Source organism: Lachnospiraceae bacterium JLR.KK002, assembly GCA_036941025.1.
Taxonomy (GTDB): Bacteria; Bacillota; Clostridia; order Lachnospirales; family Lachnospiraceae; genus Petralouisia.
The window spans coordinates 552,318-579,201 of record JAYMNP010000001.1; the positions used below are offsets into that span (position 1 = coordinate 552,318).

Sequence of the window (26,884 nt, forward strand, 5' to 3'; positions counted from 1 at the left end):
AGGAGAGAAATGCAGGAACTGGATGAAAGGAAAAGAAAAATTTTAAATGCAATCATCCGGAATTATCTGGATACCGGGGAACCGGTGGGTTCCAGAACCATTTCCAAATATTCGGATTTGAATCTGAGCTCCGCCACCATCCGCAATGAAATGTCGGATCTGGAAGAACTGGGGTACATTTTACAGCCCCATACTTCCGCAGGAAGGATTCCTTCTGACCAGGGTTATCGCTTCTATGTAGATAATCTGATGAAGGAAAAAGACCAGGAAGTTACTGAGATGAAGGAGTTCATGATTGAGCATACGGAGCGGATGGAGCAGGTGCTGCAGCAGATGGCCAAAATGCTTGCGGCAAATACCAATTACACCGCCATGATTACTTCTCCTTCTTATCATAAGAATAAAGTAAAGTTCCTGCAGCTGTCTCAGGTAGATGAAGAACAGCTTCTGGCTGTGATAGTAATGGAAGGCAATCTGGTGAAGAATAAGATGATTTCCACAGGGGAAGCCTTAGATAATGAGACATTACTGAAGCTGAACATCCTGTTGAACACCAGTTTAAACGGATTGTCGGCAGAGGAAATCAACCTTGGCACCATTGCAAAATTAAAAGAGCAGGCAGGTATTCACAGCAATATTGTCAGTGATGTGCTGGATGCGCTGGCAGGTGCCATCCAGGAAGACGAAGAACTGGAAATCTATACCAGCGGAACCACGAATATTTTAAAATATCCCGAATTAAGTGATTCCGGGAAGGCCAGAGAGCTGCTGGATGCTTTTGAAGAGAAGAGACAGTTAATCAGCCTGGTAAACGAGAGCCTGTCCTCTCAGGAGGAAACGGGAATTCAGGTATATATCGGCGCCGAATCCCCCATTCAGAACATGAAGGACTGCAGTGTGGTAACCGCCACCTACCAGTTAGGAGAGGGAATGACAGGTTCCATCGGAATTATCGGCCCAAAGCGTATGGACTATGAAAACGTTATGGACAATTTGAAAACATTAAAAAATCAGCTTGACACCGTGTTCCGAAAAAACAGGAAAACATAGATACACATACCATATTGAAAAATTCTAAAACATGGAAAGGTGAACAGATATGGCAGAACAGAAAGAGATGGAAGCAATGGAAAGCCAGGAGACAGAACATATGGAAACGGAAGAAGAAAAAGATGCTTCCGCAAATCCGGAAGAATGTGAAACAGACGTTCCGGCTGAAGCAGAGGAAACGGAAGAATCTTCCGAAGTATCCTCCGAAGAAGAGGAGGAAGAAGGGGAAGAACAGCTTTCCGAAGAGGGGCAGGAAGAAGAGAAAAAAGGATTTTTCCGAAAAAAAGAAAAGAAAAGCAAACAGGAAGAAAAAATTGCCGAACTGACTGACCGGGTACAGCGGCAGATGGCAGAATTTGACAATTTCCGTAAACGGACCGAGAAGGAAAAGACCCAGATGTTTGAAGTAGGGGCAAAAAGTGTGATTGAGAAAATCCTTCCGGTGGTGGACAATTTTGAACGAGGATTATCCGCTGTTCCCGAAGAATCAAAGGATGACCCCTTTGTACAGGGAATGGATAAAATATATAAGCAGTTAATGACAGAACTGGAAAGCCTGGAAGTAAAGCCCATTGAAGCGGTGGGCGCTGAGTTTAATCCGGAATTCCACAATGCGGTTATGCAGGTGGAAAGCGAGGAATATGAATCCGGATTTGTGGCTCAGGAGCTGCAGAAAGGGTATATGTACCGGGAAAGCGTGGTAAGGCACAGCATGGTAGCTGTGGTGCAGTAATGCAGTAAGACAATGTAATGCAGATAGTCATATCATATTGAACATTAACAGTTCAATAAGCATATTTTATGAGGAGGTCTCTGTTATGAGCAAAATTATTGGTATTGATTTAGGAACAACAAACAGCTGTGTGGCAGTTATGGAAGGTGGTAAACCGGTGGTTATCGCCAATACAGAAGGGGCAAGGACAACACCGTCCGTTGTGGCGTTTACCAAGACAGGCGAAAGGCTGGTTGGAGAGCCGGCAAAACGTCAGGCAGTTACCAACGCGGAGAAAACCATTTCTTCTATCAAGAGAGAAATGGGTACCGACCATAAGCGGGCCATTGATGACAAGAATTATTCACCTCAGGAAATTTCTGCCATGATTCTTCAGAAATTAAAGGCAGACGCTGAGAACTATCTGGGTGAAAAAGTAACGGACGCAGTAATTACCGTTCCGGCATATTTCAATGATGCACAGCGCCAGGCCACCAAGGATGCAGGAAAAATCGCAGGTATGGATGTAAAACGTATTATCAACGAGCCTACCGCCGCAGCCCTTGCCTATGGTCTTGACAATGAAAAAGAGCAGAAAATTATGGTTTATGATCTGGGCGGCGGTACCTTTGACGTTTCCATTATTGAAATCGGAGAAGGCGTGATTGAAGTATTGTCTACTTCCGGAGATAACCGTCTGGGCGGCGATGATTTTGACCAGAAAATCACAGACTATATGCTGGCAGAATTTAAGAAAACAGACGGTGTTGACCTTTCCGGAGATAAGATGGCGCTGCAGAGACTGAAGGAAGCAGCAGAAAAAGCAAAGAAAGAGCTTTCTTCCGCAACTACCACCAATATCAACCTGCCGTTTATTACTGCAACTGCAGAAGGCCCGAAACACTTCGATATGAATCTGACCAGAGCAAAATTTGATGAACTGACCCACGACCTGGTAGAACGGACAGCGGTTCCGGTACAGAATGCATTGAAAGATGCGGGACTTACAGCTTCTGAGCTGGGTCAGGTATTACTGGTAGGCGGTTCCACACGTATCCCGGCAGTTCAGGATAAAGTAAAACAGCTCACAGGCAAAGAGCCCAGCAAATCCCTGAATCCTGACGAATGCGTGGCACTGGGCGCTTCCATCCAGGGCGGTAAACTGGCCGGCGATGCAGGCGCAGGCGAAATCCTTCTTCTGGACGTAACTCCCCTGTCTCTGTCAATTGAGACCATGGGCGGCGTTGCAACCAGACTGATTGAGCGCAATACTACCATTCCTACCAAAAAGAGCCAGATTTTCTCCACTGCGGCAGATAATCAGACTGCAGTTGATATTAACGTGGTACAGGGCGAACGTCAGTTTGTAAGAGATAACAAATCTCTGGGACAGTTCCGTCTGGACGGAATTCCGCCTGCAAGACGCGGTGTGCCTCAGATTGAAGTTACTTTTGATATTGACGCCAACGGTATCGTAAACGTATCCGCCAAAGATCTGGGAACCGGAAAAGAGCAGCATATCACCATTACTGCAGGTTCCAATATGTCTGACGCAGATATTGAAAAAGCAGTAAAAGAAGCAGCAGAATTTGAGGCTCAGGATAAGAAGCGGAAAGAAGCCATTGACACCAGAAATGATGCAGATTCTTTCGTATTCCAGACAGAAAATGCATTGAAAGAAGTTGGAGATAACATTGACGGAGCCGATAAGGCGGCAGTGGAAGCAGATCTGAACGCACTGAAAGCAATGGTGGAAGCACATCCGAACGCTGAGGATATGACAGACGACCAGGTGGGCGAGATGAAAGCAGCCAAAGAAAAACTTATGGAAAGTGCACAGAAAGTATTTGCAAAAATGTATGAAAATGCACAGGCAGCGCAGGGAGCAGCAGGTGCAGGCCCGGCTCCTGATATGGGAAATGCATCTTACAGCAGTGCAGATGATGATGTGGTAGACGCAGATTATAAGGAAGTATAATCATGGCAGAGCAGAAAAGAGATTACTATGAAGTCCTTGGAGTAGACAAAAGTGCAGACGATGCCTCTATTAAGAAAGCGTACCGTCAGCTTGCCAAAAAGTATCACCCGGATATGAATCCGGGTGATGCTGAGGCAGAGAAAAAGTTTAAAGAGGCTTCCGAGGCTTATGCAGTCTTAAGTGATCCGGATAAAAAACGTCAGTATGATCAGTTCGGACACGCAGCTTTTGAGGGCGGCATGGGCGGCGGAGGCGGTTTTGATTTCTCCGGCATGGATATGGGAGATATTTTCGGCGATATTTTCGGCGATTTGTTCGGCGGAGGTTCCAGACGGCGTTCCGCCAGCAACGGCCCCATGAAAGGCGCCAATTTACGGGCGGCAGTACGGATTACTTTTGAGGAGGCGGCCTTTGGCTGCGAAAAGGAAATTGAGATTACCTTAAAAGACGAATGTACCACCTGCCATACCACGGGGGCAAAGCCGGGTACAAAACCGGAGACCTGCAGCAAGTGCGGCGGAAAAGGAAAAGTAGTCTATACCCAGCAGTCTTTCCTTGGCATGGTTCAGAATGTGCAGACCTGTCCGGATTGCCACGGAACCGGCAAAATTATCAAAGAAAAATGTCCGGACTGCCGGGGAACCGGATATATTGCAAAGCGCAGGAAAATCAAAGTTTCCATTCCGGCAGGAATTGATAACGGCCAGAGTGTCCGGATTCGGGAAAAAGGAGAACCAGGCACCAACGGAGGGCCGAGAGGCGATTTGCTGGTAGAGGTAAATGTAAGCCGCCATCCTATTTTCCAGCGTCAGGATATGAATATTTATTCCACAGCACCCATTTCCTTTGCACAGGCGGCGCTGGGCGGCGAAGTGCGCATCAGCACCATAGACGGAGATATTCTTTATGATGTGAAACCGGGAACCCAGACGGATACCAGAATCCGCCTGAAGGGAAAGGGTATTCCTTCCCTGCGGAACGCTTCTGTCCGGGGCGACCACTATGTAACTCTGGTGGTACAGGTGCCCACAGGCTTAAATGAAGAGGCAAAAGAGGCTTTGCGCAAATTTGACGAGGCCAGCGGCCAGTCTCTGAAAAAACAGGATGGCGCCGCTTCAACGGAAAAGCACGGAAAGAAGAAGGGGTTTATGGGTAAAATAAAAGAATCCCTGGAAGATATGTAAAATTGCATATATTTCTGCAGCAGTAAACCGGAGAGCAGCCATAACAGGTCTGCTCTCTGATTCGTTTATCTCATGGAAAATATGGTGTTACGCTAACAAAGTGTATGCTACTCCTGGCTGTAGGGACCGCAGATTCTGGAATCAGCGCAGTCGCACCGGCAGTCCCCGGCTTTCCTGTGAAAATCAGGAGAGCCTCCGGTCTGCCGGTAAATAAAATCATCCAGTTCTCCATGGTCAAAAAACAGGATTTCTTCCATTTTTTCCTGGTCACGTACCGGGAGAAACGTGGTGAGCTTTGTCCGGCGGTGCCCGCAGACAGGGCAGCGGTAGACGTGAAGGCCGCAGGCATAAACTCCGGCGGGTATCTGAGCCTTTTTCTCCACCGGAATCAGATGATTCCGGTAGTAGTCAGGATTATCATGAGAGGTGTAATGGTCTACGGTCATATCCGGCAGAGCATAAAGCTGCCTGTGCAGCACGTCCATTTCGCTCTGGCAGAGATTGCACCAGTCATCGTGAAAGACAGAACGCATTTTCCGGAAAATACCCATATCAGACAGACCTCTCTTTCGCTTCTTTCAGCACATTTGCCATCATATCGGCTTTTGAAATTCCGGTAAGAATGTACTCGCTGTCCATGCGCCAGCGTTTGTTGGAGGTAAAGGTGTTGACCCGGATTCGGATATTGTCTACCGTGAACAGGAAGCTGACCCGGCTGCTGCCCGTCATAAAACCGGCGCCGGATTTTCCGTCATCTGTCCGGATTTTATCAATCCGTCTGGCGGGAAGGACATAGTTCCGAAATGGATTCCAGAAAAAAATCAGGGCCAGCTTTCCGTGTTCAATATCCACGATTACCGTGCAGATATCGCTGTCAAAGGTATGATTGGGGCAGAAACCATTCTGCTCAAGTTCCTTTAACAGTTTCTTTCTTTTTCCTTTGAAAATCAGCTTTCCGCCGAAAATCCACCATAACAGGGACAGAACAGGCGGTACCATGAACAGGATGACCGCTCCGGTGCCTCCGTCGTGGAAAAAGGTATAGCCCAGCCAGAAACAGAGGGCTGTTATCAGGACAGGTACCAGTATGTAGGACAGAAGATAAGGTACGTTGATTTTCTTTACAGGTTCGTTGTTCATAACTCATGTCTCCTTTTTGATAATATTCAGATAATTGCGAAACTGTTCAATTACCAAAATTTCATGTACAACTGCCATAGTTTCTCTTAAATATTTTCCTCATACAAAAGGCCGAAATGCCGGACGCACCGGACATTCCGGTAAGCCTCCGACTGCAGATAACCATGTTCAGCAAAGGATTCCATGGTTATCTGAGTCTTACCTCCATGGTGCTGAAATGCATTTCTTACCTTTTGTATGAAAAAATATTTATATTAAAATCTTCTGGATTGTACATGAAATTAATACAATTATTGAATTCCGCAATGTATTACTCCCATTCAGAAGTCTGTTTTTTCCCTCTGGTGAAAAATGCCGGGAATATTCCAAATTTGGAGCCCAGGGCATGGAACAGGGGGAAAAAGATAAGAACGGTCAGGATTCGTGCCAGCATTACGACAGGCCCTGTGTAATCATCCTGGCTGACAGTTCCGCCGCTGCCCATCATGTCGATGTAAAAATCCCTGCGGCTCAAAGGTTCGCTGTGCTCAATCTGGCTGATGAAATTTTCACTGGAAGCCAGGTCTTCCCGTATGATTCTTCCCACGGGAAGGGTGGCTTCGCCGGAATAATAGTCTCCTTCTGTCCGAACATTTTCCATATTGATGGCAGCGGCCACCCGTTCGCCGGAGGGAAGGGTCAGGGCATAGAGATAATAATTGCCGTAATACCCGGCGCCCCGGTTGCGGTATTCGATGCCCGGAGACACCACCGTAAAGGTATCGTGGGTTTCCAGATCCTCAATGGACTGTGCACGGAAAATATCACTTCCCGCCATGCCGCCGATTTCTCCTTCCGGCACAGTATGTTCTTCCACATAATTTTCATAGTTCCGGGAGAGAAAACGTTCCGTAAGATTAGCAGGCAGAATACTGACAAACAGAGCCAGAAGCAGGCACAGCCAGATGTCAAAGCGCAGATGATGATAGCGCATGTAAAATCACCTCCGCAACTATGATAGCATATTGCCCTGATTCAGTCTACCATGGATATGGTTCTGCCGGAAATGTTTGTTGACAGAAGGAAAAAGTATGATTAGAATAGGGAGTAAAGTAAATAGTATGATTTATTTTGAATACGGACAGGCGAGGAATAATATTATGAGCAAAATTATTTTAACAGGCGACAGACCCACCGGAAAACTCCACGTAGGCCATTATGTGGGCTCTCTGCGGCGCAGAGTGGAATTGCAGAATTCCGGGGAATACGATAAGGTGTTTATTATGATTGCAGACGCCCAGGCACTGACGGACAATGCGGAACATCCGGAGAAGGTACGCCAGAATGTGGTGGAAGTGGCCCTGGATTACATGGCCTGCGGACTGGAGCCGGAGAAATCCACACTGTTTATCCAGTCTCAGATACCCCAGTTATGCGAGTTATCCTTTTACTATATGAATCTGGTTACCGTATCAAGATTACAGCGGAATCCCACGGTAAAGGCTGAGATTCAGATGCGCAATTTTGAAGCCAGCATTCCCGTTGGGTTTTTCACTTATCCCATCAGCCAGGCGGCAGATATTACCGCATTTCAGGCGACTACGGTTCCTGTAGGAGAAGACCAGCTTCCCATGATTGAGCAGACCAGGGAAATCGTACACAAATTCAATACTGTATACGGGGAAACTCTGGTGGAGCCAAAAGTGCTGCTGCCGGAGAACCAGGCGTGTATGCGGCTTCCCGGTACCGATGGAAAAGCCAAAATGAGCAAATCTCTGGGCAATTGCATTTACCTCTCAGAGGAACCGGAGGAGATTAAGAAAAAGGTCATGAGCATGTTCACAGACCCCAACCATCTGCGGGTGGAAGATCCGGGTTCTCTGGAAGGCAATACCGTATTCACATATCTGGATGCTTTCTGCCAGGACGGACATTTTGAGCGGTATCTGCCGGATTATGCAAATCTGGATGAACTGAAAGCCCATTACCGGCGGGGCGGCCTTGGGGATGTGAAAGTGAAGAAATTCCTGAACAATGTATTGCAGGAAGTGCTGGAGCCCATCCGCAGCCGCAGAAAAGAACTGCAGAAAGACATTCCCTATATCTATGAGGTGCTGAAAAAGGGAAGTGAAGAAGCGGAGAAAGCAGCAGCCGGGACACTGGATAAGGTGCGCTCCGCCATGAAAATCAATTATTTTGCGGATGCGGAATTAATCCGGGAGCAGGCGGAGAAATTCAGATAAAAAACATGAGCGGACAGAAGTTCCGGGAAAACAGCCGAACAGGACTCTGAAATAAAAGAGTCTATGTCCGGCTGTTTTTTCATATAATGAAGGGAAAATACACCCACAGGAATGAACAGCTATGAAAAAAAGGAAAAAAATACGGAAATATCTGGGAATGGCACTGATTTATTTCTGCTTCCTGACGCAAATCATGGAAAGGGGCAAAACGGGTCCGGTACCCCTTGTGTTTGCAGAAGAACAGAACGTGCAGGAACAGCCCCAGGAAGCAGCCGTATCCCAGCAGCCCGAATTCAGCCTTTATGCAAAATCGGCAGTGCTGATGGATGGGGAAAGCGGACGGATACTTTATGAAAAAAATGGATACGAGCATATGCCCAATGCCAGCACCACCAAAATTATGACCTGTATTCTGGCGCTGGAGGAGGGCGATTTGGAGAGTGAGGTAAAAGTCAGCAGCTATGCGGCTTCCATGCCCCAGGTGCGTCTTGGTATGAGCAAAGATGACAGTTTTCGGCTGAAAGATTTGCTGTATTCCCTGATGCTGGAATCTCATAACGATTCGGCAGTTGCCATTGCGGAGCATATTGGAGGCTCCGTAGAAGGATTTGCCGCAAAAATGAATCAGAAAGCAGATGAACTGGGCTGCAAAGATACTTATTTCATTACGCCCAACGGCCTGGACGCCAGCGACGGGACGGGAGTGCACGGAACCACAGCGGAAGATCTGGCCAGAATTATGAGCTACTGTATTCAGAACAGAGAATTTCTGGAAATTACCCGTACGCCTTCTTATCAGTTTTCGAATCTGGCGGGTACCAGGCATTATAACTGCAATAACCACAACGCGTTTCTGCAGATGATGGAAGGAGCATTGTCCGGGAAAACCGGATTTACCGGAAATGCAGGCTACTGCTATGTGGGCGCGCTGCAGAGAGAAGACCGTACTTTTATTGTGGCCCTCCTGGCCTGCGGCTGGCCCAATCATAAGACCTGGAAATGGGCCGATACGAAAGAGCTGATGAATTACGGGCTGGAACATTACCATTGTGAAGATGTATATGAATATGACAGGGAATTTCCGAACGTGACAGTGGAGGAGGCGGAGCCGGAGAACGGAAGGCTTTATCAGGAAGTAACCATTCCCCTTCTTGTAAAAGAAGAAAAGATACGGGTGCTGAAGCGGACAGACGAAGAAGTGCGGACCATCTATGAGATTCCTGAGCAGGTGAAAGCTCCGGTCAGAGAAGGGCAGCAGCTTGGCAGGGTTACATATTACCTGGGAGAGCGTCAGATTGGGGAGGTTCCCATTTATGCTGCAAAAGCTGCAAAAAAGCTGCAGCCTTCCTGGTACAAAGAGTATCTTCTGAAATTATTTTTTATGGAAAAAGAACTGTATTTTGAGACAGAACAGGCAGGATGACAAAAACGATAACCTGGATTGCCAGATTAGTGAAATATTTAACAAATTTCCTGAAATATCTATTGAAAAATTCCGTCAAAAGAGATACAATTACAATCGGAAGAAAATTTTGTAAAATTATAAAATACATTATGGAGGTTTAAGTAATGAGTAATTCTACCAACTCAGCAAGACAGAGAATTTCCGGTCTTCTTGACGAGCAAAGTTTTATGGAAATCGGAGCTCTGGTAACTGCAAGAAACACAGACTTTGACTTAAATCAGTCTGAAACTCCATCCGATGGAGTCATCACCGGATATGGTCTGATTGATGGCAATCTGGTGTACGTGTACAGCCAGGATGCTTCCGTGCTGAACGGAACCATCGGTGAAATGCACAGTAAGAAGATTACTGCTGTTTATAAAATGGCAGTAAAAATGGGGGCGCCTGTGATTGGCCTGATTGACTGCGGCGGTATGCGTCTGCAGGAATCCGTGGATGCGCTGAACGGATTTGGTGAAATTTACGGGGCTCAGGCAGCGGCAAGCGGGGTGGTACCTCAGATTTGTGCGGTATTTGGCAACTGCGGCGGCGGACTTTCCGTTGTACCTGCACTGAGCGACTTCGCTTTTGTGGAAAAAGAAAAAGGAAGAATGTTTGTGAATTCTCCCAATGCAATTAAGGGAAACCATGTTTCCAGATGCGATACGGCAGACGCGGCATATCAGGAGAGCAATAACGGATGTATCGACGGTGTGGGAACCACAGAAGAGATTCTGGCCGCAATCCGTGAGCTGGTATGCATTCTGCCAGGCAACAATGGGGAAGGCGGAAGAGAAGAGGAATGCGCAGATGATCTGAACCGGGTATGCGAGAATCTTTCCGGCTGCCGGGAAGATACCAGACTGGCCCTGACCCATATTGCAGACGACAATCTCTTTGTGGAGACCAGGAAGAATTATGCACGCAATATGGTGACCGGCTTTATCCGGTTAAACGGCAGAACCATAGGTGCGGTGGCCAATGCCTCTGCAGTTTATGACGAAAATGGCGAGAAAACAGAAAGTTTTGACAAAGTGCTGACAGCAAGAGGCTGCAACAAAGCGGCAGAGTTTATCAGTTTCTGCGATGCTTTTGATATTCCGGTGCTTTCCCTGACCAATGTGGAAGGTTTTGCGGCAACGGAATGCTCCGAGCGGAATCTGGCCAAAGCAATGGCAGGGATGACAGCGGCATTTGCAGGAGCAACCGTTCCGAAGGTAAATATTATTGTGGGAACTGCTTACGGCAGCGCTTATGTGATGATGAACAGCAAATCCATCGGCGCAGATCTTGTGTACGCATGGGAAGGAAGCAAAGTCGGCATGATGGACGCAGGACAGGCTGCGAAGATTATGTATGACGGAGCGTCCGCAGACGTCATTGCAGAGAAAGCAAAAGCCTATGAGAAGCTTCAGTCTTCCGTGGAGACAGCGGCAGGCCGGGGACAGGTTGACCTGATTATCGCACCGGATGACACCAGAAAATATGCGGTGGCAGCATTTGAAATGCTTTATACAAAGGGAACAGGTGAACCGGTTAGAAAACATGCAGCAAAGTAGAAAGGTGAAGTTTATGAAAAAGAAAATATTGCTGATTCTGAGTATGTGCCTGATCATGCTCGGCTTAACAGCATGTGGAGAAGACCCCACCAAGGTTGATTACAATGGTTTCACCTATGATCAGTTGAAAGGTTCATGCGAGAATACCGTGGATATTCTACAGTCCATGTCAGAATCCGAGAAAGCGGCCTGTCTTGCATCCAATGATGAGACAATGGTGAACCTGATTACCCGTTGGGAGGAAGCGCAGGAGGATGTGGGAGCATATGTGGAACTGGGCGAGTTTAAGATTACAAAGTCCGGTAAGACCCTGACCTGCGAACAGGAAATTATTTATGAGAACCGTCCGGTTATTCTGACTTATGTTTATAAGGCCCACAATATGGAGCTGGAAGATATTACCGTGGACCAGGTACAGACCCTCGGAGAGAAAATGACTAATGCGGCCCTGAATACCCTGATGGGTATGGGCGTGGTGTTTGCGGTACTGATTCTGATTTCTCTGATTATCAGCTGTTTTAAATTCCTCTCTTATTTTGAGAAAGGGAAAGAGACGAAAGCAGCGCCTGCAAAAGAACCTGTGGCTCCGGTTCCTCCTTCAGTGGAAGAAGCCATGGGCGCACAGGACGATTTGGAACTGGCAGCAGTAATCGCGGCGGCGATTGCAGCATCTACCGGAACTTCTACAGACGATTTTGTAGTACGTTCCATCAAAAGAAGATTTTAATTGTAAATTCAGGAGGAAACGAAAATGAAAAGTTATACAATTACTGTTAATGGAAACGTTTATGATGTTACTGTAGAAGAAAACGGCGCAGGCGCAGCAGCACCGGCGGCACCCGGAAGAGCAGCGACTCCCGCAGCAGCACCGGCAGCTCCCGCAGCAGCACCGGCCCCGGCAGCAGGCGGAGCAGGAAATGTAAAGATTGAAGCAGGCGCAGCAGGAAAAGTATTCAGTATCGACAGCAAGCCGGGCGCAGCAGTAAAACGCGGCGATACCATTCTGGTACTGGAAGTTATGAAGATGGAAACGCCTGTCGTTGCACCGGAAGACGGAACGGTGGCAAGCATTGACGTAACCGTTGGACAGGCAGTAGAAGCAGGTGCGCTGCTGGCAACTTTGAATAATTAATTATTGGAGGTAAAATATGAGTTACGTAGGAGAAACTTTATCAAACCTCCTGCACCAGACAGCATTCTTCAACCTGACCTGGGGAAACTATGTCATGATTCTGGTGGCGTTTGTGTTTCTTTTCCTTGCGATTAAGAAAGGATTTGAGCCTTTGCTGCTGGTTCCGATTGCGTTTGGTATGTTGCTGGTAAATATTTATCCGGACATTATTGCTTCGCCGGAAGAGACCAGCAATGGCGTAGGTGGTTTACTTTATTATTTCTATTCACTGGATGAGTGGTCGATTCTTCCTTCCCTGATTTTCATGGGTGTGGGAGCCATGACAGACTTTGGCCCGCTGATTGCCAATCCCATCAGTTTTCTGCTGGGAGCAGCCGCACAGTTCGGTATTTTCGGTGCGTACTTTATGGCAATTCTGTTAGGATTTAACGATAAGGCAGCGGCAGCCGTATCCATTATCGGCGGTGCGGACGGTCCTACTTCCATTTTCCTTGCAGGAAAACTGGGGCAGACGGGACTGATGGGGCCCATTGCCGTAGCGGCTTATTCCTATATGGCGTTAGTGCCTATTATTCAGCCGCCTATTATGAAACTCTTTACCACGAAGCAGGAGCGCGCCATCAAAATGCAGAATCTGCGCCCTGTTTCCAAGCTGGAGAAAATCCTGTTCCCCATCATTGTTACGGCAGTGGTATGTATTATCCTGCCCACCACAGCGCCCCTGGTTGGTATGCTGATGTTAGGAAACCTGTTCCGTGAATCCGGTGTGGTACGCCAGTTATCTGAGACTGCATCCAATGCAATGATGTATATCGTGGTTATTCTGCTGGGAACTTCTGTAGGAGCAACCACCAGTGCGGAGGCATTCCTGAATATCACAACTTTAAAGATTGTGGCTCTGGGACTGATTGCCTTTATGTTCGGTACTGCAGCAGGAGTGCTGTTTGGCAAAATACTGTGTAAAGTTACCGGAGGAAAGATTAATCCGCTGATTGGTTCTGCCGGTGTATCCGCAGTGCCTATGGCAGCCCGTGTATCCCAGAAGGTAGGTGCGGAAGAAGATCCCACCAACTTCCTGCTGATGCATGCAATGGGACCGAATGTTGCCGGAGTTATCGGTACTGCAGTGGCAGCCGGCGTATTTATGGCAATTTTTGGAATTTAGGAATAACCTTTAATAACCGTGGCTGTCCGGAATACAGGCCGGGCCTGCAGTGATGTACAGAATATCCTGTGAGGCGTACCGCATATGGAGTTTATGCGGCTGTGTTTCGAACAGTCCGTCATAAAGTTTAGAAGCCGCCAGGCGGCAGAATGAGAGGAATAAGTCATGGCTGAAAATAAAAAACCGGTTAAGATTACAGAAACCGTATTACGTGATGCACATCAGTCTCTGATTGCCACCCGTATGACAACAGAACAGATGCTGCCGATTATTGACAAAATGGACCAGGTAGGCTATCACGCAGTAGAGTGCTGGGGCGGAGCTACCTTCGATGCGTCCCTGCGTTTCCTGAAGGAAGATCCCTGGGACCGTCTGCGCAAATTAAAAGCAGGATTTAAGAAAACCAAACTGCAGATGCTGTTCCGCGGACAGAATATTCTGGGTTACCGTCCCTATGCAGACGATGTGGTGGAGTATTTTGTACAGAAATCTATCGCCAACGGAATTGATATTATCCGTATTTTTGACTGTCTGAACGATTTGAGAAACCTGCAGACAGCAGTAACCGCCACCAACAAAGAGAAAGGACATGCACAGGTTGCCCTTTCCTATACGCTGGGAGACGCCTACACGCTGGAATACTGGACAGACATGGCCAGAAAGATTGAGGAGATGGGAGCAAATTCCATCTGTATCAAGGATATGGCAGGGCTTCTGACTCCTTATAAGGCAGAAGAACTGGTGAAATCCCTGAAATCAGCTACCAGCCTTCCGGTTGAACTGCATACCCATTATACCTCCGGCGTTGCTTCCATGACCTACATGAAGGCAGTGGAAGCAGGCTGCGACATTATTGATACCGCAATGTCTCCCTTTGCACTGGGCACCAGCCAGCCGGCAACAGAGGTTATGGCGGAAGCATTTAAGGGAACCCCGATGGATCCGGGCTTTGACCAGATGCTGTTAAAGGAAATTGCAGATTATTTCCGTCCCATGAGAGAAGAAGCGTTAAAGAGCGGCCTGATGAACCCCAAGGTACTGGGTGTGGATATTCAGACGCTGCTGTATCAGGTACCGGGCGGAATGCTCAGCAACATGGTATCCCAGCTGAAAGAGCAGAATGCAGAAGACAAGTACATGGAAGTGCTGGAAGAAATTCCGCGGGTGCGCAAAGATTTGGGCGAGCCTCCTCTGGTTACACCTTCTTCCCAGATTGTGGGAACACAGGCTGTATTCAACGTACTGATGGGCGAACGCTACAAAGTGGCTACCAAAGAGACCAAAGACGTATTGCTTGGAAAATATGGTCAGACCGTAAAACCATTCAATCCGGAAGTAATCGACAAGGTACTGGGCGAGGACAAGAAGAATGCCATTACCTGCCGGTATGCGGATTTGCTGGAACCTGAACTGCACAAGATTGAAGAAGAAATGAAGCAGTGGAAGCAGCAGGATGAAGATGTGCTGTCCTATGCACTGTTCCCGCAGGTTGCCACAGAATTTTTCAAATACAGGGAAGCGCAGCAGACCGGAGTGGACGCCGCAGTGGCAGACACCAAAAACGGCGCTTACCCGGTGTAGGAAAACAGGCCGGAAACGCATAATTGTTTTTATCTTATAAGAAAATATAAATTCCTCCTGTGGTGTAAATACCGCAGGAGGGATTTTTAAAAACAGAAATCGAGGAAAACAGAATGAGCGGCGGTAACGAATTATTGAACCGGATCAATGAACGGTACGGAAGTTTGAGCAAAGGGCAGAAACTTCTGGCTGCTTACATTACAGATAATTATGACAAAGCGGCATTCCTGACTGCAGCCAGACTGGGACAGGTGGTGGGCGTCAGTGAATCTACAGTTGTCCGTTTTGCTTCTCATTTAGGTTACAGAGGATATCCGGAATTTCAGCGGGCCATGGGAGAACTGGTGCAGGATAAATTACATGCGGTTCACCGGATGGAGGACGTGTACGGGCGGATCAGCCAGTCTGAAATTCTGGAAACGGTACTGAAATCCGATATGGAAAGGGTTAAAAATACTCTGGAGCACATTGACGAACATGCTTTTGACCTGGCTGTGGATATCCTGTTAAGCGCCCGGCATATTTATGTGCTGGGGATTCGGAGCTGTGCGCCTCTGGCGGAATTTCTGGCTTTTTATCTGAATATGATGTTTGACGATGTACGTCTGCTCCACACCAGCAGCTCCAGTGAACTGCTGGAACAGATGGTGCATATTGGCAGGGAAGACGTGATGATTGGAATCAGTTTTCCAAGATATTCCATACGGACTCTGAAAGCCATGGAACTGGCCAATAACCGCAGCGCAAGGGTCATTACCCTGACAGACAGCGTACATTCTCCCATGAACCTGTATTCCTCCTGCAATCTGATTGCCAAAAGCGATATGTCCTCCATTCTGGACTCCCTGACAGCGCCCATGAGCGTCATCAACGCCCTTCTTCTGGCTGTCTGCATGAAAAAGCAGGACGAAGTGGTAAAGAGGCTGGAATTACTGGAGCAGGTATGGGAAGAATATCAGATTAATGGCAATGACGAGATTAATTATATGTCCGATATGTAAGGATAGAAAGATAAATGTATGAGTAAAATAATTGTAATCGGCGGCGGGGCGGCGGGAATGATGGCGGCCATTCAGTCCGCAGACCGGGGACACCATGTTCTGCTGCTGGAGCAGAATGAGAAACTGGGTAAAAAAATCTATATTACCGGCAAGGGCCGCTGCAATCTGACCAATGCCTGCGATACGGAGGATTTGTTCAAATCGGTCCTGCATAACGGGAAATTCCTGTACAGTGCATTTTACAGTTTCAGCAATACGCAGGTAACTGATTTTTTTGAATCTCACGGCCTTGCCACCAAAACAGAGCGGGGAGAACGGGTATTTCCGGCGTCAGACCATGCTTCAGATGTGATACGGACCCTGCAGAAGGTGATGGAAGAAAGGGGCGTGAAACTGCGTCTCCATACCAGAGTGCAGGAGCTGCTGATGGAGTCGGAAAACCGTATTACGGGCGTTCGCCTGTCAGACGGAACAATTCTGAAAGCCGATGCTGTGATTGTGGCCACCGGAGGCTGTTCCTATCCTTCCACCGGTTCCACCGGAGACGGTTACCGTTTTGCCAGGGAATGCGGCCATCAGGTAACGGAACTGAGACCGGCGCTGGTACCTTTTGAGACCGGAGAGCCCTGGGTAAAAGAGCTGCAGGGCCTGTCCCTTCGGAATGTCCGGGTGCGCATCCGGACAGGAAAGAAGGTACTTTACGAAGAATTCGGGGAAATGCTGTTTACCCATTATGGGGTCAGCGGCCCCCTCATCCTCAGTGCCAGCAGTCTGGTCAGCGGCCGTATGGAACAGTTTCCCATGTCCATGGAAATTGATTTGAAGCCGGCCATGACGCCGGAACAGCTTGACAGGCGGATTCTGCGGGATTTTGAAGAAAACAGGAACCGTCAGTTCAAAAACGGAGTGCAGAAGCTGTTCCCCGGAAAGCTGCTTCCTGTGATGGTATCCTTAAGCGGAATTCATCCGGACAAAAAAATCAATGAAATCACCAGAGAGGAACGCCGGAATTTTGCAGCATTAATCAAGTCACTGCCCATGACCCTCACAGGGCTGCGGGACTTCAACGAAGCAATTATCACCAGAGGCGGCGTTTCCGTAAAGGAAATCAATCCCTCCACCATGGAGTCCAGACTGGTGCAGGGGCTGTATTTTGCAGGTGAAGTGCTGGATGTGGACGCCCTGACCGGAGGATTTAATCTGCAGATTGCCTGGTCCACCGGGTATCTGGCGGGGGACAGTGTGAGATAAAATAATCCGGCAAAGCATACTGCCGGAAGAAAAGAATGGAGAAAATATGGCATTTAACATAGCAGTTGACGGGCCTGCCGGGGCAGGCAAAAGTACCATTGCCAGAAAAGTGGCAGAAGCCTTATCTTATATATATGTGGACACAGGAGCCATGTACCGTGCAATGGCGTTGTTCTTCCTGCGGGAGGGAATATCACCGGAAGACGAGGGGGCCATCAGCGAAGCCTGTGACCGGATTACCGTTACCCTTTCCAGTCGGCAGGGAGAGCAGCAGGTGTTTCTCAACGGAGAGAATGTAAACGGGCTGATTCGCACGGAGGAAGTGGGAAATATGGCGTCCCGGACCAGTGTTTACAGCAAAGTCCGGGAAAAGCTCACCCAGCTTCAGCGGGACATGGCCCGTACCACAGATTTGATTATGGACGGGCGGGATATCGGCACCTGCGTGTTGCCGGAGGCTCAGGTGAAGGTTTATCTGACCGCCAGTGTGGAAACAAGAGGGAAACGGAGATTTCTGGAGTTGCAGGAGAAAGGCATGGACTGTGAATTGGATGAAATCTGCGAGGATATCCGAAAGCGGGATGAACAGGATATGAACCGGGAGATTTCTCCTTTAAGGCAGGCAGAGGATGCGGTGCTGATTGACAGTTCTGATATGACCATTGAAGAAGTGGCGGCAGAAATCCTGGCCCTGGTCAGAACATCCATGCAGCAGTAATGTATCGGTAAAGATATGGCTCAGGATTATTTTGAAGAAAGGAATCCGGAATATGAAGGTGATACTGGCAGAAACTGCCGGGTTCTGTTTTGGCGTGAAACGGGCGGTGGATACGGTTTATGAGCAGACAGAGCAGAACGGAGGCAGAATTTATACCTACGGTCCCATTATACACAATGAAGAAGTGGTACATGACCTGGAGCAGAAAGGGGTCCGGGTGGTGGAAGGACTGGAAAATCTGAGAAACTGCAAAGACGGAACGGTGATTATCCGTTCTCACGGAGTAGGCAGAAAGGTCTATGAGCTGCTGGAATCAGAACATATTCCCTGTGTGGACGCCACCTGTCCCTTTGTGCTGAAAATACACCGGATTGTGGAGCAGTACAGCCGGGAAGGCTGCCATGTGGTAATTATCGGCAACAGCAGCCATCCGGAAGTGGAAGGAATCCAGGGCTGGAGTCACAACATGGAAGAGACAACGGTGATTTCCACAGAGGAAGAAGCGGAAAATTTTACCCTGAAAGGAAAAAAAAGGGTGTGTATCGTCTCTCAGACGACATTTAACAACAAGAAATTTAAAGAACTAGTTGAAATTATCGGGAAAAAAGGTTATGATATAATTGTTTTAAATACGATTTGCAATGCGACACAGGAGCGGCAGGCAGAAGCCAGGAAGATTGCCGGGCAGGTGGACGCCATGATTGTAATTGGAGGAAAGACCAGTTCCAATACGCAAAAGCTATTTGAAATATGTAAAAAAGAATGTGAAAATACTTGCTATATACAGACACTGAAAGATTTGGATTTCTCTGAATTACGGTCCATTAATAGCGTAGGTATTACCGCAGGGGCTTCTACCCCAAACAAAATTATTGAGGAGGTTCAAAAAAATGTCAGAAATGAGTTTTGAACAAATGCTGGAAGAATCATTTAAAACAATAAGGAATGGAGAGGTAGTCGAAGGTACCGTTATTGATGTGAAACCAGACGAGATCATCTTAAATATTGGTTACAAATCCGATGGAATTATTACCCGTAATGAGTATACAAACGAACCCAATGTTGACCTGACTACTGTTGTATCCGTGGGAGATACCATGGAAGCGAAAGTCCTGAAAGTGAACGATGGCGAAGGACAGGTAATGCTGACCTACAAACGCCTTGCGGCTGAGAAAGGCAGCAAACGTCTGGAAGAAGCATTCAATACCCAGGAAGTGCTTACCGCAAAAGTGGCGCAGGTACTGGAAGGCGGTCTTGGCGTGGTTATCGACGAGGCAAGAATTTTTATTCCTGCCAGCCTGGTATCCGATACATACGAGAAGGATCTGGGCAAATACAAAGACCAGGAGATTGAATTTGTGATTACGGAATTCAATCCGCGCAGAAGAAGAATTATCGGAGACAGGAAGCAGCTTCTTCTGGCGAAAAAGGCAGAACTGCAGAAAGCGCTCTTTGAGCGGATTAGCGTGGGAGACGTTCTGGAAGGAACCGTTAAAAATGTAACAGATTTCGGTGCGTTTATTGATCTGGGCGGCGCCGACGGGCTTCTTCATATTTCCGAGATGTCCTGGGGAAGAGTGGAGAATCCCAGAAAGGTATTTAAAGTCGGCGATGTGGTAAAAGTATTTATCAAAGATATCAACGAGAACAAGATTGCTCTGAGTATGAAATTTGAAGACGAGAATCCCTGGAAAGACGCATCTTCCAGATATGCGGCAGGCAATATCGTAACAGGTGTTGTTGCCAGAATGACAGACTTTGGAGCGTTTGTGGAACTTGCTCCCGGCGTGGACGCTTTGCTGCATGTTTCCCAGATTTCCAGAGAACATGTGGAGAAACCTTCAGACGTACTGAATATCGGCCAGGAAATTGAGGCTAAGATTGTGGACTTCAATGAAGAAGACAGGAAAATCAGCCTGAGTATCAAAGCACTGCTTGCTCCGTCAGAAGATGTGCAGGAGGACGCAGAAGAATCTGTAGAAGAATAGGGGAACCGGCATGAATGGATATGAGGATTTCAAAAAAGATATATTTGCACTGACCAAAATAGATCTGAATTCTTACAAAGAAAAGCAGATGAAGCGAAGGATTGATACACTGATATCCAAGAACAGCATTACCAGCTACAAAGATTATGTGGCACTGATTAAGAAGGATAAAGAAAAGTTTGAGCAGTTTGTAAATTTCCTGACCATCAATGTGTCGGAATTCTACCGGAATCCGGAGCAGTGGGGTATTCTGGACAAGGAGGTTTTCCCCACATTAATCCAGAGATTTGGAAAGAGTCTGAAAATCTGGAGCGCGGCCTGCTCCACAGGGGATGAACCCTATTCCCTGGTGATGGCTCTGTCAAAACATATGCCGTTGAATCAGATTAAGATACTGGCTACCGATATTGACAAGCAGGTACTGGATAAGGCCAGAATGGGCCTTTACAATGAGAAAAGCATTGCGGCCGTACCGCCGGAATTTAAGAAGAAGTATTTTACTCAGGTGGGAAGTTCCTGGAAGATTGCCGATGAAATCAAGCGGCAGGTGGAATTTAAGGAGCATAATCTGCTGAAAGACGCCTATCCCACCGGATGCCATCTGATTGTGTGTAGAAACGTGCTGATTTACTTCACGGAAGATGCGAAGGAAGAAATCTACCGGAAGTTCAATTCCGCACTGACGAAGGACGGAATTCTCTTTATTGGAAGTACGGAACAGATTATGAATTACAAAGAACTGAATTATCAGCGGAAACAGTCTTTCTTTTTCCAGAAAGTGTAGAGGCTGAAAAGAAATGATGAAATATTTGCAATGACTTTGCTTTATAACAGGAATCAGGGTGTCAAAAGGGCCGAAGGTGCTTCTGACGCCCTGATTCGATTCCTGAGAAAACATTCTGGTACGCCGAAACTCTGTTACATCTGCTTTAGCAGGTGCAGGGCATACTGTTTCAGATTTTCCATAGAATCTGTGAAATCTTCCGTAAGTTCGAACCAGGAGACCTTATCCTGATGTTCCTGTTTCAGGGAAGGTGAAAACAGCTCCTGATACTGGGGCAGGAACCGGCCGGATTTTTTACTGTAGCAGGTGGCGGCAGTGGCCTGTCTGCGGTAAGCCCTGTCCACAAAGGAAGCAACGCTTTTATGAACAGCCATATCCTCTGCAGGGAGATAATAATAATCTTTGAAATTGGGATAAAAATACTTCAGTTCTCCCATGTAAAAAGGCGCTCGCAGTTTTACCTGACGATGGGCGCCGCTGACATAAATCTCTCCCGCCCTGCAGGAAAATGGCCGGGGTATGGGAAGTTCCGGCTCCAGAGCCAGAATCAGTTCTTTTCCTGCGGCGCCTTCCCAGGTGTTCCAGTCCTGCTGCTGCCAGGAAGAAACATGGAAGCCGCCTTCAAAGAAATGGGGGTAGGACAGCAGAGGAAGCAATTGTACCATTCCCGCCATATCTTCATAATTATGAAGTTTCAATAATTTACAGCCTTCTTCGGAAGGCTGTTTTGCATATTCCAGCCAGACGGGAATTAAATCCCCGCCGGAACAGGTGTCATCCCGCGGAATGCCCAGGAAATCTTCCAGAGTTTTCTGCTTCAGAGCAGATAGCTTCAGAATGTCCTTATAGCCGGAAATCTGTTTGTAAATATCAATATGATAAAAGGTATCGAGAGCTTCCGTAAAATGATAACGGGCACATCTGCCTTTCAGAAAGGGCAGGTCAAATCCTGTTCCGTTAAAGGAAATCAGCGTGTCATACCCGGACAGAAATTCCAGAAAAGCTGAAATCACCAGCGGTTCTTCCGAAGGGTTTTCCGCAAACAGCTGGGTGACGCATATCTTCCGGGCTTTTTTATAAGCATATCCAATCATGTAAATCTGGTTGCGGGCGGAAGAAAAGCCCGTAGTTTCCAAATCGAAAAAAGCAGAAGAGGGAGTGATATATTTCTCCGCACAGGGATTGTCTCCGGTCAGCGGAAGTTCTGTGCTCCAGGTTTTCATAGGTATCTCCATTCATAATCCGGGGCTGTCGGAAAATGAAATTTGCCATTTCCCGACAGCCCCTTTGAGTTCGTGTACTATTTTACAATTACTTTCATTTTGGCTTTTTTCCCGTTGAAAGTCTTTACCGTGATAATGGCAGTGCCTTTCTTCCGGGCGGTTATTTTACCGGTGGAGGAAACCGTCGCCACCGATTTCTTACTGGAAGAGTAGGTGAGTTTGTGGCTGGCAGTACCTTTGGGGAATTTTGCCTTTATCTGGAATTTCCATCCGGTTTTGATGGTTTTTGTGGTTGCATTCAGTTTCAGTTTATTCGGCTTCTTCTTAACGGAAATCTTTACCGTGGTCTGCGTTCCGTTGGAAGCGGTTATGGTGATTTTGGAGGAACCTGTCTTTCTGGCGCTGATTTTGCCTCCTGCGCTGACGGTGACATTTTTATTGGAGGCAGTATAGCGGAGGGTTTTGTCAGAAGCATTTTCCGGAAGGACAGAGGCTTTCAGGCTGAAGGTCTCCCCTGCGCCCAGAGTCAGGTTCTTCACATTCACTTTGATATCGGTTACTGTCCGATTTCGCCGGATGGGAGCCGGAATCTGTCCGTCTTCCGGGTCGTCCGTATCCGTATCGGTTATAATGGGCTTCCGGTGTTCAGAACCGGAGGAACCGCCGGAGGTTCCGGGATTGGAGGTTCCTGGTTTTGAAGTTCCGGGGTCTGAAGTTCCTGGTTTGTCACTTCCCGAATCCGGAGGGTTCTGCTGCCCGGTCAGGGAAACAGTGATTCCGCTTTCTGTCAGGACAAAGGAATTGTCCATCTCGTCCGTGACGGTAAATCTGCAGGATAAGGCGACGATTCCGGAGGTGCTCCGGAAAGCAGTTTCCAGTTCTTCCAGTGTCAGGGAGACCACATTGCGTCCCGGATTCAGGGTTTTCTGCCAGGAGATGTCTGCGGCTGCCTGGGTATCGTTTTCATCCTCAAAAAATTCTGCTGTAATTGTCACTGCTCTGTTGCCGGAAGTATTGGAAATTACTTCTGCGTCCAGCGTTCCGTTCAGTCTGTTGTTCTTATCACAGGTAATCTCTGTGTTCAGCTCTGAGGTTTTCAGCGGATTTTCATCGGAGGCGGCAATGAAAGAACTGTTTAATTCGCCGTTCTGCAGGGTGATTTCCTGACCGTCCAGAACGATGGAATCCTGTCCCTGCGCCTGTATGGAAAGTCCGTTATTTTCTTCCAGGGTGATGATGGCGTTGCTGCTGTCCAGTTCCAACGTCCGCTCCATACCCAGAGCATTAACCAGTGTGAAAGCAGCAGTTTCCCCGGTCTGGGAATCTGATTTGAGCTCCATGACAAGATTCTCGCCGGGTGTTCCGGTTTCGGTTATCTCAAGGGCTGCATTTTCATCGGTAGAACTGATTTCTGCAAAAAAGTCTGACGTACCTGTATAGAAGGTAACGGAATCGGGACTGGCAGTTTCTGTCTGTCCTTCCGGTACGTCTGCGGCAAGCCGGTAATTCCCCTCCGGCAGAACAAAGCTGCGAATGCCGGAGAAAGTGTCGTCTTCCCCGTCAGACAGAGGCTTCTGCTCATAGGCTCCTTCGATTTCACTGATATCTCTGCCTGCGGTATCCGTTACCATTCCATGCTCTTTGTCGATGGACAGATACAGGGATTTGTCTTCTTCGCTGTAGGCTGTCACACCGTCCAGAGAGGCGTCAAGGGCGCTGTAGGGCACGTAGGAGGCAGATTTGTAGCCGCAGTAGGAAATACTCCTGAGGTCTTTGCCGATGGTCAGGGTGCTGAACCCGGAGGTGTTATTGGGGTCGTATACCTGTACCTGAAAATCTCCGGTATCGGTCTGCTCCACGGAAACAGGAATTACCGCGTGGCCGCCGTACATGGAATAGAGCAGCATGACGATGGGTTCCGCTTCCGAATCAACCCGAAGTCCGCCAGCCCGCTCAAATTCTTCAATTTTCTGCACCAGTTCCCGGTAATTGTTCATGTTTTTCCCAATGCTGCCTCTGTATCCCGCAATCACAGGATGGAACTGAGAAATCTGGCAGGTCTCAATTAATTTTGTCAGAGGGGTGTTTTTATCTCCGGGAGCTCTGACCCCATAGAGGGTACCGGTGGAAGAACCGAAGTCGGACACCGGGAATTCTTCCGGATTTTCGTAAAATTCCAGTGTGCTTCCGGCCATACCGTAGCAGGAACCGCCCCATCCGCTGTCTGTGATATAGTAGTAGGTGCCCAGAGAAATACTGCTCAGTGTCTCCACAAACCGCTGTTTCGGAAACCGGTAATCGGCCGGATATCCGAAGGAGGAGGCGGTATTGAGGAAAGAGTAGTGATCCTGCCTTTCCGTGTAGAATCTGTCCTGACCCAGCAGGGGAATGCTGTTCCAGCTTCCGTTCAGACTGTTCCAGCCGGTCTGAACGTTTCGATAGCAGAGCCTGAGAGCGCTGTGGCAGCCGGTAAAACTGTCTGCAGCCCAGTCAGCAGGAACTTCCCCGTAGAAATAGGCTTTTTCCAGTGCGGTATTTCCGGCAAAGGCCTGAGTTCCGATGGCGGTGACGCCGGCCGGGATATTGACAGAACGCAGGCTGGTACAGCCTTTCAGGGCCCGGTTTCGGATTGCGGATACCTGTTCCGGAATCAGAATGGTGGTCAGGCCGCTGCAGTCTGCAAATACATCTTCTTCCAGCCGGGTCAGGCAGGCGCCCAGAGTCACAAAGGGAATGGAGCTGCATCCCTGGAAGGCCCCTGTCCCCAGGGAAGAAACTTTTTCCAGTGTCAGACTTCCTGCAATAGAAGAATTATTCCGGAAAGCCCCTGTGCCGATGGTGTCGGCGGCAGATATATCCGGGAATTTCATGGCGGTACAGTCTGCAAAGGCATAGTCTCCAATTCGGTTCAGGCTGGTGCCCGCTTCCAGACGAAGCAGGCTGCCGGCTCCGATAAAGCTGTAATTTCCAATGGCAGTAATGTTATCTGCCTCAATGGTCTGGATGGAATCCATATAAGTATCCCACAGAGGCGGGGCTGCTTCCGTAAAGTCCGGAACAGGGCCTGTACCGGTAAAAACAAGGCTTCCGTCACTGGCGCTGTAAGTCCAGGTTACGCTGCCGTAGCTGCCTCCTTCCAGAGTATCGTTCTCCGGGTCCCATATGGCGAAGGTAAATCCTTTCCAGAATCCGGGATTCCAGTCCCATTTAGTGGAATCCGCTGTTTTATAGAGAATCAGGTTTTCAGAATTTTTGGTTATACTGACCGCACTTAACCGGTCTGAGGGAGCATTTCCTGCAAAATATATGGATTTCAGATTCTTATTAAAAGAAAAGCAGCATTCTGTCAGGGTTTCCAGTGTTCCGGGCAAATACAGCTTTTCCAGTGAATCCGCATAGTTTACAGCATATGGTTTCGGTGTGGTTACCTGGTCCGGGAGATGGTACTCTGTATCTGGTTTCATAGGGGCATAGTAATAGAAAACAGTATGGTCTTTGCTGTAAATTACGTTATCCAGCGCTTCCAGATGGGGATTTTCGGAAGATACCGTGACGGTTTCTACCTTCTTACTGGATTTGAAAGGGGCGTCCAGTTCCCGGACTCCTTTGCCAATGTGAACAGTGGTCAGGGCAAGGCAGCTGGAGAATACTTCTTCACCCAATGTTTCCACGCTGTCGGGAATGACCACTTCCTGAATTTTTTCACAGCCCAGAAAACCACCTTTGTTGATGCTTTTAAGGCTATCCGGGAACAGCAGGCTTTCCAGATTATAACAATGGGCAAATGCCATCTGTCCGATTTCCGTAAGGGTATCCGGCAGTGTCAGGGAAGTAATTTTATTTGCTGTAAAAAATGTATAGGCGTCAATCAGTTCGGTTCCCTCTGCAAGGGTGACGGAAGAAACCGGATTTAATGTGGCATAGGCAAGCGCCCGCCAGAGGGTACCGTCTTCTCTTTTTTCATAAAGGATCTTATCCTGTACCTGGAAATGAGTATTGCCGGCATCCACCTGAATATTGTTCAGGTATGTGGCGGAAAAAGCCCCGGCTCCAATGGAGGATACATTCTGAGGGATGGTAATACTGTTCAGCTTTGTCATGCTGAAAGCGTCTGTGTTTATGGCAGTCAGGCTGTCCGGCAGGGTAACGGATGCCAGGTTCTGGCAACCGGCAAAAGCGCCCTCTCCGATCGTAGTCAGCCCTTCCGGCAGGGAGACAGCTGTAAGGGATTTCAGACCGTAAAAAGCATTTTGCCCAATGGTTTCCAGTCCTGCGCCGCAGGTGACAGTCTGCAGGGAAATATCCTCATCGAAAGCCAGAGTACCAATGGAGGTAATGCTGTCCGGCAGTTCAATGGATGTCAGGCTGCAGAGGTTTGCCAGTCCATAGCGGCAGATACCGGTGATACCCTCGCTGATGGAAACGGAGGTAATCACTTCCCGGTAGCCGTACCAGGGGCTTGTGGTACGGTCGAACAGGCTCTCGTTCATCTCTCCGGTTCCTTCCAGAATCAGTGTGTAGCAGGTTGGGGAAGCGGATGTGTCCCCATCCGGGTATAAAGTTCCATTTTCGTCTACTTCCAGTTTCCATCTGATGTCGGTTCCGCATTCACCGGAAGTCTCTCCTGTTGGCGGTTCCAGCGCTGCCTGTACGTCTGTGAGCCCGTCAGGGCTGAAAGATGCGGGAAAGAATAAATCCAGCACAAGTACAAACGTCAGCAGAAGGCTGATGATTTTTACTGTTCTTTTCATA

Annotated in this window: 22 protein-coding genes; 17 read left to right on the plus strand and 5 right to left on the minus strand. The window is 48.1% G+C overall.

Annotated features, from left to right (window positions below; genetic code table 11):
• Window positions 1–9: 9 nt before the first annotated feature.
• From hrcA to dnaJ, 4 genes are all read left to right on the plus strand, one after another.
• Entirely contained in the window at window positions 10–1,050 is a 1,041-nt protein-coding gene (gene hrcA / locus VSQ32_02680; GenBank protein ID MEH2941783.1) for a heat-inducible transcriptional repressor HrcA, read from the plus strand.
• 49 nt (window positions 1,051–1,099) lie between these two features.
• A complete protein-coding gene (gene grpE, locus VSQ32_02685) occupies window positions 1,100–1,783 on the plus strand; it encodes a nucleotide exchange factor GrpE (protein MEH2941784.1) in 684 nt (227 codons plus the stop codon).
• Between the two features lie 85 nt (window positions 1,784–1,868).
• Window positions 1,869–3,740 (plus strand): molecular chaperone DnaK, encoded by a 1,872-nt coding sequence (gene dnaK, locus VSQ32_02690; protein ID MEH2941785.1) that lies wholly within the window; start codon window positions 1,869–1,871, stop codon window positions 3,738–3,740.
• A gap of 2 nt (window positions 3,741–3,742) precedes the next feature.
• A complete protein-coding gene (gene dnaJ, locus VSQ32_02695; protein ID MEH2941786.1) occupies window positions 3,743–4,924 on the plus strand; it encodes a molecular chaperone DnaJ in 1,182 nt (393 codons plus the stop codon).
• Between the two features lie 107 nt (window positions 4,925–5,031).
• Here dnaJ and VSQ32_02700 read toward each other — a convergent pair whose 3' ends face one another.
• The 3 genes from VSQ32_02700 to VSQ32_02710 form a co-directional block, all read right to left on the minus strand.
• Window positions 5,032–5,475: a hypothetical protein gene (locus VSQ32_02700; GenBank protein ID MEH2941787.1), complete on the minus strand. Its 444-nt coding sequence runs from the start codon at window positions 5,473–5,475 to the stop codon at window positions 5,032–5,034.
• 1 nt (window position 5,476) lies between these two features.
• A complete protein-coding gene (locus tag VSQ32_02705; protein MEH2941788.1) occupies window positions 5,477–6,064 on the minus strand; it encodes a hypothetical protein in 588 nt (195 codons plus the stop codon).
• A 310-nt stretch (window positions 6,065–6,374) separates the two neighbouring features.
• Window positions 6,375–7,037, minus strand: coding sequence for a hypothetical protein (locus VSQ32_02710; protein MEH2941789.1), 663 nt, complete (start codon window positions 7,035–7,037; stop codon window positions 6,375–6,377).
• 166 nt (window positions 7,038–7,203) lie between these two features.
• Here VSQ32_02710 and trpS point away from each other — a divergent pair, with 166 nt between their 5' ends.
• The 13 genes from trpS (at window position 7,204) to VSQ32_02775 (ending at window position 20,909) form a co-directional block, all read left to right on the plus strand.
• On the plus strand, window positions 7,204–8,286 hold the full coding sequence (trpS, locus tag VSQ32_02715; GenBank protein MEH2941790.1) for a tryptophan--tRNA ligase: 1,083 nt from the start codon (window positions 7,204–7,206) through the stop codon (window positions 8,284–8,286).
• Window positions 8,287–8,407: 121 nt separating this feature from the next.
• Entirely contained in the window at window positions 8,408–9,709 is a 1,302-nt protein-coding gene (locus VSQ32_02720; protein ID MEH2941791.1) for a D-alanyl-D-alanine carboxypeptidase family protein, read from the plus strand.
• A 146-nt stretch (window positions 9,710–9,855) separates the two neighbouring features.
• Window positions 9,856–11,289: a carboxyl transferase domain-containing protein gene (locus tag VSQ32_02725; GenBank protein ID MEH2941792.1), complete on the plus strand. Its 1,434-nt coding sequence runs from the start codon at window positions 9,856–9,858 to the stop codon at window positions 11,287–11,289.
• A 13-nt stretch (window positions 11,290–11,302) separates the two neighbouring features.
• Window positions 11,303–12,016: an OadG family protein gene (locus VSQ32_02730; protein MEH2941793.1), complete on the plus strand. Its 714-nt coding sequence runs from the start codon at window positions 11,303–11,305 to the stop codon at window positions 12,014–12,016.
• A 24-nt stretch (window positions 12,017–12,040) separates the two neighbouring features.
• Window positions 12,041–12,421 (plus strand): acetyl-CoA carboxylase biotin carboxyl carrier protein subunit, encoded by a 381-nt coding sequence (locus tag VSQ32_02735; GenBank protein ID MEH2941794.1) that lies wholly within the window; start codon window positions 12,041–12,043, stop codon window positions 12,419–12,421.
• Between the two features lie 16 nt (window positions 12,422–12,437).
• The gene (locus VSQ32_02740; GenBank protein MEH2941795.1) at window positions 12,438–13,586 is read left to right on the plus strand and encodes a sodium ion-translocating decarboxylase subunit beta; all 1,149 of its coding nucleotides are present in this window, start codon (window positions 12,438–12,440) and stop codon (window positions 13,584–13,586) included.
• Between the two features lie 165 nt (window positions 13,587–13,751).
• Window positions 13,752–15,167: an oxaloacetate decarboxylase subunit alpha gene (locus VSQ32_02745; protein ID MEH2941796.1), complete on the plus strand. Its 1,416-nt coding sequence runs from the start codon at window positions 13,752–13,754 to the stop codon at window positions 15,165–15,167.
• 113 nt (window positions 15,168–15,280) lie between these two features.
• A complete protein-coding gene (locus tag VSQ32_02750) occupies window positions 15,281–16,168 on the plus strand; it encodes a MurR/RpiR family transcriptional regulator (protein ID MEH2941797.1) in 888 nt (295 codons plus the stop codon).
• An 18-nt stretch (window positions 16,169–16,186) separates the two neighbouring features.
• A complete protein-coding gene (locus tag VSQ32_02755; GenBank protein MEH2941798.1) occupies window positions 16,187–17,419 on the plus strand; it encodes an NAD(P)/FAD-dependent oxidoreductase in 1,233 nt (410 codons plus the stop codon).
• A 46-nt stretch (window positions 17,420–17,465) separates the two neighbouring features.
• On the plus strand, window positions 17,466–18,137 hold the full coding sequence (gene cmk, locus VSQ32_02760) for a (d)CMP kinase (GenBank protein ID MEH2941799.1): 672 nt from the start codon (window positions 17,466–17,468) through the stop codon (window positions 18,135–18,137).
• Between the two features lie 52 nt (window positions 18,138–18,189).
• Window positions 18,190–19,047 carry a 4-hydroxy-3-methylbut-2-enyl diphosphate reductase gene (gene ispH, locus VSQ32_02765; GenBank protein MEH2941800.1) on the plus strand — a complete coding sequence of 286 codons (858 nt, stop codon included), beginning with the start codon at window positions 18,190–18,192 and terminating at the stop codon, window positions 19,045–19,047.
• Window positions 19,028–20,125 (plus strand): 30S ribosomal protein S1, encoded by a 1,098-nt coding sequence (gene rpsA / locus VSQ32_02770; GenBank protein MEH2941801.1) that lies wholly within the window; start codon window positions 19,028–19,030, stop codon window positions 20,123–20,125. Before ispH ends, rpsA begins: the two co-directional genes overlap by 20 nt.
• A 10-nt stretch (window positions 20,126–20,135) precedes the next feature.
• Complete coding sequence (locus VSQ32_02775) at window positions 20,136–20,909, plus strand: protein-glutamate O-methyltransferase CheR (GenBank protein ID MEH2941802.1); 774 nt, start codon at window positions 20,136–20,138, stop codon at window positions 20,907–20,909.
• Between the two features lie 134 nt (window positions 20,910–21,043).
• Here the strand turns inward: VSQ32_02775 and VSQ32_02780 are convergent, their stop codons facing one another.
• A complete protein-coding gene (locus VSQ32_02780; protein MEH2941803.1) occupies window positions 21,044–22,132 on the minus strand; it encodes a ribonuclease H-like domain-containing protein in 1,089 nt (362 codons plus the stop codon).
• Window positions 22,133–22,209: 77 nt separating this feature from the next.
• Complete coding sequence (locus tag VSQ32_02785; protein MEH2941804.1) at window positions 22,210–26,883, minus strand: leucine-rich repeat protein; 4,674 nt, start codon at window positions 26,881–26,883, stop codon at window positions 22,210–22,212.
• Window position 26,884 lies beyond the last annotated feature (1 nt).